Origin of the sequence: Escherichia sp. 20412-1, assembly GCF_003027595.1 — a bacterium.
Taxonomy (GTDB): Bacteria; Pseudomonadota; Gammaproteobacteria; order Enterobacterales; family Enterobacteriaceae; genus Escherichia; species Escherichia marmotae.
The window spans coordinates 13,823-27,033 of the sequence record NZ_PYQM01000012.1; the positions used below are offsets into that span (position 1 = coordinate 13,823).

14 protein-coding genes and 1 pseudogene are annotated in these 13,211 nt (G+C 56.1%); all 15 read left to right on the forward strand.

The features are described from left to right. The first annotated feature begins 325 nt into the window (after positions 1–325). The 15 genes and pseudogenes from C7B16_RS10675 (at position 326) to C7B16_RS10755 (ending at position 13,211) form a co-directional block, all read left to right on the forward strand. Positions 326–913 carry an RNA polymerase subunit sigma-70 gene (locus C7B16_RS10675; RefSeq protein WP_107179672.1) on the forward strand — a complete coding sequence of 196 codons (588 nt, stop codon included), beginning with the start codon at positions 326–328 and terminating at the stop codon, positions 911–913. Next, entirely contained in the window at positions 855–2,840 is a 1,986-nt protein-coding gene (locus C7B16_RS10680; RefSeq protein ID WP_258182542.1) for a phage terminase large subunit family protein, read from the forward strand. The genes C7B16_RS10675 and C7B16_RS10680 overlap by 59 nt, the downstream gene beginning before the upstream one ends. A gap of 266 nt (positions 2,841–3,106) precedes the next feature. Further along, on the forward strand, positions 3,107–4,771 hold the full coding sequence (locus C7B16_RS10690; RefSeq protein ID WP_107179674.1) for a phage portal protein: 1,665 nt from the start codon (positions 3,107–3,109) through the stop codon (positions 4,769–4,771). After that, a pseudogene (locus C7B16_RS10695) lies at positions 4,768–5,624 on the forward strand (S49 family peptidase). The gene C7B16_RS10690 and the pseudogene C7B16_RS10695 overlap by 4 nt, the downstream one beginning before the upstream one ends. Beyond that, entirely contained in the window at positions 5,621–6,178 is a 558-nt protein-coding gene (locus C7B16_RS10700; RefSeq protein WP_107179675.1) for a hypothetical protein, read from the forward strand. Before C7B16_RS10695 ends, C7B16_RS10700 begins: the two are co-directional and overlap by 4 nt. Next, the gene (locus tag C7B16_RS10705) at positions 6,175–6,570 is read left to right on the forward strand and encodes a head decoration protein (protein WP_107179676.1); all 396 of its coding nucleotides are present in this window, start codon (positions 6,175–6,177) and stop codon (positions 6,568–6,570) included. Before C7B16_RS10700 ends, C7B16_RS10705 begins: the two co-directional genes overlap by 4 nt. Positions 6,571–6,625: 55 nt before the next feature. Further along, positions 6,626–7,681, forward strand: coding sequence for a major capsid protein (locus tag C7B16_RS10710; protein WP_107179677.1), 1,056 nt, complete (start codon positions 6,626–6,628; stop codon positions 7,679–7,681). A gap of 1 nt (position 7,682) precedes the next feature. Next, a complete protein-coding gene (locus tag C7B16_RS10715; protein ID WP_107179678.1) occupies positions 7,683–7,868 on the forward strand; it encodes a hypothetical protein in 186 nt (61 codons plus the stop codon). Then, entirely contained in the window at positions 7,852–8,187 is a 336-nt protein-coding gene (locus tag C7B16_RS10720) for a head-tail joining protein (RefSeq protein WP_107179679.1), read from the forward strand. Before C7B16_RS10715 ends, C7B16_RS10720 begins: the two co-directional genes overlap by 17 nt. Further along, positions 8,184–8,750, forward strand: a complete 567-nt coding sequence (locus tag C7B16_RS10725; RefSeq protein ID WP_107179680.1) for a phage tail protein — start codon at positions 8,184–8,186, stop codon at positions 8,748–8,750. Before C7B16_RS10720 ends, C7B16_RS10725 begins: the two co-directional genes overlap by 4 nt. 6 nt (positions 8,751–8,756) lie before the next feature. Next, positions 8,757–9,026 (forward strand): DUF2635 domain-containing protein, encoded by a 270-nt coding sequence (locus tag C7B16_RS10730; protein ID WP_107179681.1) that lies wholly within the window; start codon positions 8,757–8,759, stop codon positions 9,024–9,026. Continuing rightward, on the forward strand, positions 9,023–10,528 hold the full coding sequence (locus C7B16_RS10735; RefSeq protein ID WP_107179682.1) for a phage tail sheath subtilisin-like domain-containing protein: 1,506 nt from the start codon (positions 9,023–9,025) through the stop codon (positions 10,526–10,528). Before C7B16_RS10730 ends, C7B16_RS10735 begins: the two co-directional genes overlap by 4 nt. 41 nt (positions 10,529–10,569) lie before the next feature. After that, positions 10,570–10,932 carry a phage tail tube protein gene (locus C7B16_RS10740; RefSeq protein WP_107179707.1) on the forward strand — a complete coding sequence of 121 codons (363 nt, stop codon included), beginning with the start codon at positions 10,570–10,572 and terminating at the stop codon, positions 10,930–10,932. Beyond that, positions 10,932–11,213 (forward strand): phage tail assembly protein, encoded by a 282-nt coding sequence (locus C7B16_RS10745; protein ID WP_107179683.1) that lies wholly within the window; start codon positions 10,932–10,934, stop codon positions 11,211–11,213. Before C7B16_RS10740 ends, C7B16_RS10745 begins: the two co-directional genes overlap by 1 nt. Positions 11,214–11,351: 138 nt before the next feature. Continuing rightward, positions 11,352–13,211: a transglycosylase SLT domain-containing protein gene (locus C7B16_RS10755; protein ID WP_107179685.1), complete on the forward strand. Its 1,860-nt coding sequence runs from the start codon at positions 11,352–11,354 to the stop codon at positions 13,209–13,211.

Sequence of the window (13,211 nt, forward strand, 5' to 3'; positions counted from 1 at the left end):
CTGTCTGATTAATGCCAGACGTGAAGCATTTTACCTGTGGCTGGGGGGGGGGTAACGGATCCTTCCTGAAGGCCTTTATTGCACGGGCATTGCGCGAGCGCGGTGTTTCGCCAGCTATAAATTTTCAATTTTGCGTCCCAATGTCCCATTGTTAGCAAATTGTTGCATCCCTTGTCGCGCGCAGGATACACCTTGGTTAACAATTTTTTAACGTGGGGCATTTGGGACATTTTTATGCCCCAATGTCCCATTTCATGTCCCATCACCGGGACATTCATTTTGATGTCCCGGCGTCCCCATTTTCGGAGGTGATTCAGTGAGCTTAATGACGGTTGGTCAGTACGCTGAACATGCTAGGGTGAACCGGAAAACGATTTCACGGTGGATCAAGGCCGGTACGTTTGTCGTCATGGACGGAAAAAAAATTAACGTGGAGGCGACGGATGAAAACCTGAAGCGTTTTCGTGACAGCGCCGATCCGCGTGCGGCAAACGGACATAAAACCCGGGCTGCCAGAAAAGTCAGGGAATCGCAGACCGGCACGGTGGAAGGGTTTGAACAACGGGCCAGGGAGGTGTTTGATTCACTGGCTTCTGATGACATCGTTATCCGTCCACTGGAAGCGTCCCGTGCAATGAAGGAACACTTTCTTGCGGAGATGGCGCGTCTGGAATATGAGGTGAAGAAAGGAACGCTGCTCCCGTGGAAGCACATGATTGAGCGGGTGAGTGCTGAATATACCCGGATGAGAACCCGCCTTGTTGCTCTTGCGCCGGAACATGGTCCCCGTCTGCGGGCACTTGCGGGAATGACGGATGACCAGGAGTTTACAGCGGCGCTTCAGGAACTGATTTATGAAGCACTTGTCGAGCTTGGCGCTGATGACAGAGCAGCCACCGGAGATACAGTTTGAAGAGGCGCTGATTTCGGCCCGACGAGGTGTTGTTCCGGCACCGCCGATGTCCTTAAGCCAGTGGGCTAACACCTTTGCCGTTCTTTCCCGTGAGACCAGCGCCCAGACAGGGAAATTCCGCTCATACCCGTATCAGGACGGCATCATGGACGCCATCACCGATCCGTCGGTCACGTATGTGTCGGTGATGAAATCAGCCCGTGTGGGCTACACCAAAATTCTTGACCATGTGGTGGGGTATTACCTGGCGCATGACCCGTCCCCGATCCTGGTGGTTCAGCCGAGGGTGGAGGACGCGGAGGACTACAGTAAAACTGAAATTGCACCGATGCTGCGCGACACGCCGGTGCTGGCGGCAATCAGCGGCGACCCGAAGGCGAAAAACAGCAACCAGACCATTCTTCGCAAAACCTTTTCGAACGGCGCAAATCTCACGCTGGTCGGAGCCAACTCGCCAGGCGGTTTTCGCCGTATCACATGTCGCATCATCCTTTTTGACGAAGTGGACGGTTATCCGGCAGGTGGGGCGGGAGCTGAGGGGGACCAGATAGCGTTGGGGACAAAGCGTTCTGAAACGTTCTGGAACCGCAAAATTGTTCTCGGTTCCACGCCAACCGTGAAAGGCGTGAGCCGTATTGAGAAAGCCTGGCAGGAAAGCGATCAGCGCCGTTTCTTTGTTCCGTGTCCCCATTGCGGTGAATATCAGGTACTGGAATGGGGCAGTAAAAGCACCCCGTACGGTATCAAATGGGAAAAGGACAGTGAGGGGAACGGACTGCCGGAGACAGCTTATTATCTGTGCCGTCACAATGGCTGTGTGATTGTGCACAGTGAACTGCCCTGCATGCTGGTAAAAGGCGAGTGGCGTGCCGGTGCGCCCTTCAGGGGACATGCCGGTTTTCATATCTGGACGGGTTACAGTCCACACTCTAATGCCTCATGGCCAAATCTGGTTGCTGAGTGGCTGAGGGTGAAGGACGACCCGCTGATGCGCCAGACGTTCATCAACACCACGCTGGGTGAACCTTACGAAGATGCAGGCGAGTTTGCGATGAGTGAACAGCGGCTGATTGCCCGCGTTGAAGTATGGGCGGCAGAGCTCCCCGATGGCGTTGTTCTTCTCACTGCGGGGGTGGATACACAGGATGACCGTTTTGAAATCACCGTACTCGGCTGGGGCATGAACGAAGAGTGCTGGGTGATTGCGCATGACGTGATTTTTGGTGACCTGGAAACCGCCGAGCCGTGGGAGCGCCTGGATGCTTACCTTAAACAGATCTGGCGGCGGGCTGACGGTTTCGGGCTGACCATCTCAGCGGTCTGCCATGACTCTGGCGGCCACCATACAAACAAAGTGTATGAGTTCTCGAAGGCGCGTATCGGGCGGCGTATCTGGGCCATCAGGGGGGAGTCTGCTACCGGAGGGAAACGCAGCCCTGTGTGGCCAACCCGCAGTGTGTCATCCCGTACGCGTAAATCTTTCCGTCCCGTCATTCTGGGGGTGAACTCAGCAAAGGATGACATCCGTTACCGTCTGCATATCGAACCGGATCCGGCAGGGGAGCCGACAGCGGGCTGTATCCACTTCCCGTCTTTTCTGGATCTGCACTATTTCAGCCAGCTGCTCTCTGAGCGACTGGTGAGAAAGGAGAGCGGCGGACAGGTGTACCGGGTCTGGGAGCTGTCCGCCGGACGGGCGAATGAGGCGCTGGACTGTATGGTTTACGGCTATGCCGCTCTGAAGGGACTACTTCATCACGGGCTGAAACTTAACCGTATGGCTGAACGGGCAGTGCAGGATCGCTCGTTCATGCAGTTGCCGCCGGATAAACCAGAAGAAAAAACGGATTTCAGTATGCCGGGCGTAAAAATTCCTGAAAAAACCAGAGAAAAAATACCACTGTATAAACGTCTTCCGGGAGGTTGAAAATGATCCTGAACAATTCGGGCGTGCTTGCAGGCATGACCAGAGAACAGTTGCAGTCTGCCCTGAATCAGGCTCAGGCTGCTTATCTTGAGCTTTTGTCCGGAAAGCAGGGGTGTGTCCTTTTCCTACACCCAGGGTGATGGCACGCGATCTGTGACCTACTCACAGGCAACGGCATCTGATCTTCTGGGACTGATCCAGACCATTCAGCTGGCGCTGGGTCTGCGGACCCGTCGTGCGGTAAGTTTCAGATACTGAGGCGGATGATGCAGAAATACAGCCGGATAGTGGATATTCACGGGAAGCCGTTACCTGTGGCACCAGGAAAAATGAATGCGCTGAATTGTGGCGGACGTGTACCTTACGACGCGGCAGACCGGCATCACGGTTCTGTTGCTGACTGGAACCCGTTACTCTGGTCGCCGGATTCTGAAGTTAATATCTGGCGTAACCGTATGGTTGCGCGGATACGGGATCTGGTACGCAATGATGGCTGGGCCAGCGGTAGCGTCACGCGACTGCTGGATAATGCCATGGGGGTGGTGTTCCGCCCCAGACTGAAACCGGATTACCGTATGCTGGCAGAGATGACAGGCAACAGCGCCTTTGATGCTGGCTGGGCTGATGAATACGGGCGCTGTGTGGAGGCGCACTGGCGTAACTGGGCAAATGACGTGTCATGTTATTGCGATCTGGAGCGTCGTCAGACACTGCCGCAGTTATTCAGGCTGGCGTTCCGTCATAAGCTGATTGATGGTGATGCGCTGGCAGTACTGCACTGGCGACCTGACCGGATTGCGCCGGGGCGTGGTCGTTATGCCACGGTGGTTCAGGTCATCGACCCGGATCGTCTGAGTAACCCAAACGACACCTTTGATTTGCCCCATATACGCGGTGGTGTGGAAATTGACGCTGACGGGGTGCCGGTGGCTTATCACATCAGGGCAGCACATATGGGGGACTGGTGGAGCGGGAAGGATACGATGCGCTGGGATAAGGTGCCCCGGGAAACTGCATGGGGGAGGCCGGTTGTTGTCCATGATTTTGACCATGACCGGGCGGGGCAGCACCGCGGGACGGGGATCCTGACGCCGGTTGTGCAGCGAATGAAAATGCTGATTAAGTACGACCAGTCGGAGCTTGAGGCTGCCATTCTGAATGCGGTATTCGGTGCCTATATCACCTCGCCTTTCGATCCGAAACTGGTTGAAGATGCGCTGAATGATAATGTTGAATCAGAGCTTTCTGCATATCAGAACAGCCGGATTGGCTTTCACAGGGATAAGCGTATCACCCTTCCGTCCGGAGCCAGGATGCCGATTATGCATCCGGGTGAAGGCATTGAAACGGTGAACGCGGCCCGTCCCGTATCTAACTTTAAGGACTTCGAAAATGCGTTACTGCGTAATGTGGCTGCCGCACTGGGGCTGTCCACCCAGCAGGTGACGCAGGACTGGTCGGATGTTAATTACAGTTCGGCCCGTGCGGCACTGCTTGAGGCGTGGAAAACACTGATCCGTCGCCGGGATGAATTTGCGGTCGGCTTTGCCCAGCCGGTGCTCTGTGCGTTCCTCGAGGAGCTGCACGAAGAAGAAGATTTGCCGTTGCCTGCCGGTGCACCGGATTTTCTGGAGGCCCGCAGCGCTTACTGTCGTGCACAGTGGATGGGACCGGGCCGTGGCTGGGTGGATCCGGTTGCGGAGAAAAAAGGTTCCATTCTGGCAATGAATGCCGGGCTTTCGACGCTGGAAATCGAAGTGGCGGAGAATGTGGGGGAAGATTATGAGGAAATCCTGGATCAGCGTGCCCGTGAAGAGCGCGCATTCAGGGAACGTGGCCTGACCCCCCCTGACTGGTTTCAGGCAGAACAGTTTGCCACCACGCCTCCGGGCAGTGCACCGGCAGAACCAGAGGAGTCTGATGTTTCATGAATCAACTTGCACTGCTGAGCCAGCGCCTGCTGAACACGCCGCTGGCGCTGCATCCGCGAAAAGCGGAGATCATCGTGTCGGCACTTGCTGAACGTCTCGGGATCACCCGGATAAACGCGGGTGCCTGGTATGATGACGATGAGGCGGATTTTTGCCGGCCTGCCCGCGACAGCGGGTATGACATTCTTGAGGGGATCGCCCTCATTCCCGTACACGGAACACTTGTCCAGAAACTGGGGAGGCTGCGGCCTTTCTCCGGCATGACGGGGTATGACGGCATCCGGCGAAATTTTCTGACGGCGCTTAATGACCCTGACGTGAAGGGCATCTGTCTTGATATTGATTCACCCGGCGGAGAAGTGGCCGGGTGTTTTGATCTGGTGGACACCATTTTTACCCGTCGCGGGCAGAAACCGGTGTATGCCATTCTCTCTGAGTCGGCGTATTCGGCGGCGTATGCCATTGCCAGTGCTGCTGACCGGATTCTGGTTCCCCGGACGGGTGGCGTGGGTTCTGTCGGCGCTATTTATGTCCACTGTGACATGTCGCGCCAGATGAAAGATGAGGGGCTGAACGTGACCATCATCACCTGCGGCAGCCGGAAGGCGGAGACCAGTCCGTTGCGCCCGCAGAGTGAGGCGGCGCAGGCCGCGCTTCAGGATGATATTGATGCCGTCGGGGCGCTTTTCACCGAAACGGTTGCCCGTAACCGTGGCATCAGTGCGGATGCGGTCCGGGCGCTCGAGGCCAGGACGCTAAGGGCTGAGGAGGGCGTACGGGCAGGGCTTGCCGATGATGTGATGCGCCGGATGAGGCATTTTCTTTACTGTTAATGGAGACAGAGAAAGTATGAGTAAATTTAATTTTCTGCACCTGCTTGGTTCAGGCCGTCATGCCCGTATGGATGACGATCCGGAGGACAAACGCGACGAGGAAAACGCGGAGGAAGATGAGGATCGCCGCGAAAGCCGTAAGGCCCGCTCCCGTGCAGAGGGTGACGATCCGGATGATGGCAATGATGACAACAAAGCGTCACGTGCTGATGATGACCCGGATGATGACAGCGATGAAAACAATGCGGAAGGTGACGATAAAGACGAAAAAGCCAGGGCCTGCGAGCGTGCACGCTGTGCGGCCATTTTCGCCACGTCTTATGCGGCAAAAAATCCGGCTCTTGCCGCAGAGCTGGCTTTCAATACCCGCATGAGCGTGAAGCAGGCCAGAGCGGTGATGAAAGCGGCGACGGAGGTCATGGCAAACCAGAAAGGCGGACTGGCGGCCCGTATGCAGCATGCACCGCGACCGGAGACCGGGCGGGATGTGCGTCCGGCACCGACGGATGCACACGCACTGGCTCAACACGCAATGGCACTCTACAACGAAGCAACGGGAGGTAAGAAACAATGACCACGTACGGAAATAATCCGGTGACGCCGGGGTACTGGAGCAGCGAATACCAGCCGGATCAGTTGCTGTGCGGACCGCTTCAGCACGTCACAAAAACCGTGACGATCAGCGGTGGAGAGGTGTATCAGCGCGGTACGGTGCTCGGTCGTGTTACTGACAGCGGGGCTTTCACGCTCAGTGTTCCGTCTGCGACTGACGGCAGTGAAACGCCGGTGGCAATTCTGGCCGATCTGGCGGATGCCACGTCCGGTGATGTGCTGGCAGGTGTCTACGTGATGGGTGAGTTCAACGCAAACCGCGTGATTTTCGGTGAAGGCTGGGACATCAGCGCCCTGACTTCTGCGCTGGAGAAAGAAAAAATCTTTCTGCGAAATCCGGTCATGGCACCGTGATCCCGTCTGAAACCTGAACAGCCGCATGATGCGGCTTTTTTTATGGAATTTTTTCATGAGCGAAAAACAGTTTAATTTGCTGTACGACACAGCGTTTCTGGCGCAGGTGGTGCCAAACCTGTTTGTGGCGCAGAACTGGCTGCTGGACAGTTTCTTCCCGAATATCGTGATGAGCGATACCGAGTATGTGGCCATTGACGTGGAGGTGGGAGCGCGCCGTATGTCGCCGTTCTGTTCCCCGCGCGTCGAGGGGATCATGGTTGAGTCACTGCCGTATCAGACAAACACCTTTAAACCGGCATATATCAAGGACAAACGTGTTCCCGATTTGCTCCGTCCTGTCCGACGTATGACTGGTGAGCGTCTGGGAGGTCGGGAGTACACACCGGCAGAACGGGCAATGCTGAACATCCAGTACGAGATGGAGGATCAGATCAACATGCTGAACCGTCGTCTGGAGTGGATGGCAGCGCAGGCGCTTCAGTATGCGAAAGTGACAATATCCGGAGAGGGCTATCCGACCACCGAAGTGGATTTTCGTCGTGACAGTGACCTGACGGTGACGCTCAGTGGTGATGATGTCTGGCCGGATGCTGAAAACACCACCATTCCGACATCATGTCTGGAAGCCTGGTCGACCCTGATGCTGAAAAAATCCGGTGCGTATCCCACGGAGGTGATTTTCACCCCGTCGGCGTGGAAAGCATTCATGAACGACAGCTTCATTCGTGAGAACGCCATCAACATGCCGGCGCTGAACCCGACCAGTAACGTGGTGAACCCGGGGACACAAATCAACACCGGTGCAGTATACAAGGGTAAGTGGGGCAGTTTTAACCTCTGGCTGTACAACGACTGGTTTATTGATCCGGATGACAACACGGAAAAACCGATGCTGGACGACGGTAACGTCATTCTGACGGGGGCGGCACTGATGGGGACCCGTGCTTTTGGCTGCATTATGGATCCGGCGTTCAATTACGCGCAGATGGCCTATGCCCCCAAAATGTGGGAGCAGCAGGATCCGGGACAGATTTTCCTGATGATGCAGTCGTCACCGATTGTCATCCCGTCCCGTGTGAACGCGTGCCTGTGCGCCACGGTGGTGTGATATGGCGTCCGGCAAAAAGGCGGCACCGGTTGATTATGTTGTGCTGCGTGGTTGCGTGCAGCACAACGGTCAACGGTTTGTGCAGGGCAACGTGATCACCCTGAGTTGCAGTGAGGCACAGCGTCTGCTGAAACTGGGGGTGATTGTTTCACTGGCGGAGATGAAAGGCGATGGCCGGACCGGTTGACTGGGATAAAAAACTTCTTGCCCCGTTGTTTGGTGTGTTTGGTGAGGAATGTGAACACCGCCCGCGTGGCGGTGAACCTTACCGGCTTACGGGGATTTTTGACCGTGCTTATGTTCAGCAGGTGATTGTTGAGGACGGCGGCACGGAATCAAACTCAGTGTTTCCCGTGCTGGGGGGGCGTGATGCAGAGTGCCGGGTGAAGCCGGAGCAGGGCGATATTTTTCTCATCGTGAGGACAGGTGATCTGTACACCGTGAACGATGTTCAGCCGGACAGTCACGGCGGAACGCGTCTGGAGCTGAACAGGGTTAAATCATGAACACAGCTGAAGCAGTGAAAATCATCGTGGCGGCGCTGGCGGAGCACAGCGGTACTGAGCGGGTGTACACGCCACGGAGCCTGCCCGTGCAGCTTGATCAGTATCCGTTGATTGTGGTCACCGCGCCGGTGGAACACAAGACCTCTCTGGGGCGGCATACCCCCCAGTTCACGACCGTCACCACCCTGCGTATCGATGGCCGCGTGCTGGCGTATGACAGCGAAAAAGGACGTTGTGATGGTGATGGTATTGCCTGGGAGGGAGCGTTGGAGCTGAAAGAGAGGATTGAGCGGGCGCTGATTGGCAATCCGGATGTCAGAATGAAATTTCAGCAAATCAGCACCATTCGTTCACAGTTGGGGGTGGATTCGCAGGGCGACGGACATATTGCGCAGGTGCTGCTGGAGATGGATTTTGAATATTATCAGGGGCCGGAAGACTTCTTTATTTCAGAGCTCGCCCCTCTGCGCGTAGTGAACGTACGCGGTGTTAATCCGCCGTTTCGTCTGCATATTGATCTGACCGCCGGTGAGAAGCCGGACAGCAAAAAAGAACCGGAGTAAATAATCATGTTTGTGAAACCAGCACCGGGGCGCATTGTGCGTTACCCCGGCGACCCGGCACGTCTGTTGCCGGAGAGTGGCGCGGATGTGCCGGAACGGGATATTTTCTGGCGCAGACGACTTCAGCAGGGGGATGTTGTCCTGGTGACAACAGGTACGGCAGAAGTGGCTCCATCCGGGCAAACCACGACGGTGGTTAATGACATCCGGACAGATGATGCCCCTGAGTCGTCACCGGAAACAGCAGAGGACACAGGAAAGGAGGATGAGGCATGACGGTATCCTTCAGTAATATCCCGTCGTCAGACATTCGGGTGCCACTGTTTTACGTCGAAATTGACAATTCGATGGCGAACAGCGCCACGGAAACACAGCGTACGCTGCTCATTGGTCAGATGACCAGTGAGGGTACGGCAACGGCGGGCACGGCGTACCGTTGCACGTCTGCATCCACGGCTGCGGGGTTGTGTGGTGAAGGTTCAATGCTGCACACGATGATGGCGGCTTATCTGAAGAATGACAGCTACGGTGAGACGTGGCTTCTCCCTCTTGCGGACAATAAGAGTGAAATGACCGCAGCCACCGGCAGTATCTCTGTGGACAGTGTACCGACAGCTTCCGGTGTCATTTCCCTTTATATAGCAGGAACCCGTATCCGTCAGAGTGTGAAAGCCACCTACACTCAGGCTGAGATAGTCACAGCCCTGGTGACCCGCATCAACGGCACTGCCAGTCTTCCGGTCACAGCCGCTGCCGGTAGTGATGGTGTGTCGGTTGTTCTCACGGCAAAAAATGCCGGAGAGGCCGGAAACACGATTGATATCCGCGTGAATTACCTCGGTTCTTCCGGTGGCGAATACACCCCTGAAGGGCTGACGCTGACCATCAAGGCGATGAATGGCGGAGCCGGTGCGCCGGATATGATGGATGCGCTGGCCTCGCTGGGTGACCGGACATTTGATTTCATTGTTCTGGCCTATTCTGACACGGCATCGCTGGATGATATGAAGACGTTTCTTTCAGACGATGAAGGACGCTGGGCGTGGGACAAACAGATTTACGGACATGCTTTTACCGTGGCGACAGGAACGTATGCTGAGCTGGCCGCGAAAGGTGAAGCCCGTAACGATCAGCACATGACGTTCTGGGGCATGTATGACGTTCCGAACACGTCATATGACTGTGCTGCGGCCATGGTGGGTGCACTGGCGCAGTCTGTGCGTAATGATCCGGCAAGGCCGACCCAGACGCTGTCTGTTTCCGGTATTCTGGCTCCGCCGCTGGCGAGTCGCTTCACGCTGACCGAACGAAACAATCTCCTTTACAGCGGGATTTCGACGTTCACGGTATCGGATGACGATACGGTGACGCTGGAGAACACCATCACCACGTACCAGACCAACAGTTCGGGTGCGGCAGACGACAGTTACCTGCAAATCGAAACGCTCTATACCCTGATGTATGTGAACCGGTACATGAAAACACAGATCACCTCAAAAATGGGGCGGATGAAACTGGCCGATGACGGAGCCAATATTCCGGCAGGTATGGCCATTGTGACACCGGCAATCATCAGGGCGGAACTCATTGCTCAGTTCCGGACGCTGGCGAACAACGGCTATGTGCAGGACGCCGACAGTTTTGCGAAGCAGATCCTGGTGGAGCGTGACAAAGATAACCCGAACCGCGTGAACGTGGTGTGGCCGGGTCGTCTGATGAACCAGCTGCGTATTTTTGCGGTACTGAATCAGTTCCGGCTGAACAGCAGCAGTGATTAACCATGATGCCGCCTTCGGGCGGTTTTTTTTCGGAGACTGAAATGAGCCAGAACGCATTAGCGGGAACCTGCACTGTGACGGTGGACGGCATGTCCGTCAATGTCGCCGGGTCGTTCAAATACTCTGTGGGGGAAAAAGAGCGGGAAACCCTGACGGGGATGAGTGGTGTTCATGGTTTTAAGGAGTCGTATAAAGCGCCGTATATCGAAATGACGGTGCGTGACTCCGGTTCGCTGTCGCTGGCGGATTTTGCCGGTTACACCGATGTGACGGTGGCGGCCTATCTGGTGAACGGCAAGACGGTGATTGGTCAGAACATGTGGCTGGTCGGCCGGATCGAAACGGACAACAACGATGCAACATTCACGGCCCGGTTTGAGGGGCGTGAAGTGACGGAGAGCTGATGATGAATGAGAAACAGAATGAAGAACTGGTGGTGACACTGAAGCGTCCGGTAAGGGATCCGGACACAAAAACAGAGTTTCGCGAGCTTCGCCTGCAGGAGCCGGTGCTGTTTCAGGCGGAAGATTTTCACCGCAATTCTGCCACGATGGGGGCGATGGCTGCCATGCGGGAACTGATTGCGGCGGTGGCAGGTGTGCCTTCGGCCCCCCTGAAATTCATGGCGGTGTCAGACTACAAAAAATGCGAACGGTTCCTGACCGGTTTTTTCCTGGACGCCTGAGCCACTGGCAGGCGAAGGCGGCAGAGCTGACGTGGTTTTTTCACTGGTCCCCGCGTGACGCGTGGGGACTGACGATGAGTGAACTGGCCTGGTGGCGGGCGCAGGCATCAAGGATTAACGTACTGAGGGCAGGCGGAGATGGCAAATGATTTTGTTTTCAGTATTAACGCCAGTGGTAATGCCAGCGAACAACTGAACAGCGCGACCCGGGCGGCGGAGTCACTCAGCGAGCAGGTGGACGAAGCCCGTAAAAAACTGTCGGAAGCCACGGAGGCAATACGCGGACTGAGCGGAGGACTGACGGAGGCCACCGGCTCAGAGAGTCAGAAGAACGCGGACACGATGACGGCATATTTTGAGCGCCTGTCACGGCTCGGGAAAGATACCGCGCAGCATTTCGGTGACATTGTGCCACCGTTACGTAATGTCGGGGCGCTGTCCTCCGGGTTGATGGGGTCCCTGGGGCGCTTCGGCCTTTCCGGTGCGGCTGTGCTGGCGGGTGGTATGGCGGTGAAAAGCCTTTACGGCAACCTGAAGCAGGCGTCGGATTCGGCTTACAGTCTGGATGTGAATGCCAGAAATGCCGGAATGAGTGTGAGTACGTTCAGTCGTTTTGCCGGGGTGTTCCGGCAGTTGGGGGTATCGGCAGAACAGGCAAACGCGGAGACCGGTTCGCTTTTTTCGAAGCTGAACGACGCGCTGAACACCCGTTCCCCGGAGGTGACCGGCATTCTGAATCAGTTCGGTGTGAAACTGGCGGAAAACAGCGATCACACGGTGAACCTGGAAAAAAGCACGCAGAACCTGATCGATGCCTTTGGACGGCTTAATGGTTCATCGCAGAAGGTGGTGGCTGACGCGCTGGGGCTGTCGGATGCGCAGCTGGCGTTACTGCGTAACATAAAGGATTTAAACACCTCCCTCAGGGAGCCCGATCGTCTGGGGCTGACAATGCCGGACAGTCTGAATGCAAAACTGGTTCAGTCAAACACCAATCTGAACCGCCTGTCGGCAGCATGGGATGCGTTTACTGACAGACTGCAGGCGAACGTGGCGGGCGGTGATATTGCCACGGCACTCACGGAAAAGGCCGTTGATTTTCTGGCGGGGGTGGATATGACGCAGGCACAGGTGGACGAGTTACGGGACTATGTGTATTCACACCGTGAAACCATAAAGGACTTTAAACCCTCTGAACTGATGGACCTGGATGAGGGAAAAGCCAGCTCCGGCCTGAAGAGAAAATATGAACAGATATTTGGTGAACGGGACAAACGGCTGAGAGGGAATGCGATGATGCTCAGTGATGATCTTGCAGCAGCGTTGTCACCCCCTTCCCCTGTTGCGCCATTACCGGATAAAAATGCCGGTGGGCGGGATATTACGCCTGAGCTGCGGGCGCATTTTTCCCGCCTTGAAAAACAGTACCACCTGCCTGAAAACACGCTTTACGGGCTGGCCATGACGGAGTCATCGGGACGGGCAGATGCGGTCGGCCCGGTCACCCGTTACGGCACGGCGAAGGGGATGTTCCAGCTTATCGACCCGACCGCGCGGGAATTCGGTCTTTACGGGAGGGATGTTTTTGACCCGTACAAAGCTTCGGATGCGGCTGCCAGAAAAATGGTGGGGCTGATGAAACAGTACAACGGAGATCTGCAGCTTTCACTTCAGGCTTACAACTGGGGCGAGGGTAATCTGAATGCTTGGCGTCGCGGACAGAAAAATATGCCGTCGGAGAGAATGAACTATGCGCCGAAGGTTCTGGGGCATATGAACAGGGTTGACGCGGATCCGGTGTCAGGTGGCGTTGTCCGTCCTGCGGGGAACAGCATCATACCGTCATCGCCTTCGGGTTCCGGTGTCCGTGAAGCGCTGCAGCAGGCGTTTGATGAAAACAAAATCCGGCTTGATATTTCTGTCACCAGTACCGCCACCGGGCAGACGACCCGTCAGACGGTGAAAGGCGGGGCGGTGGCAACTGCCATGAACATCTGA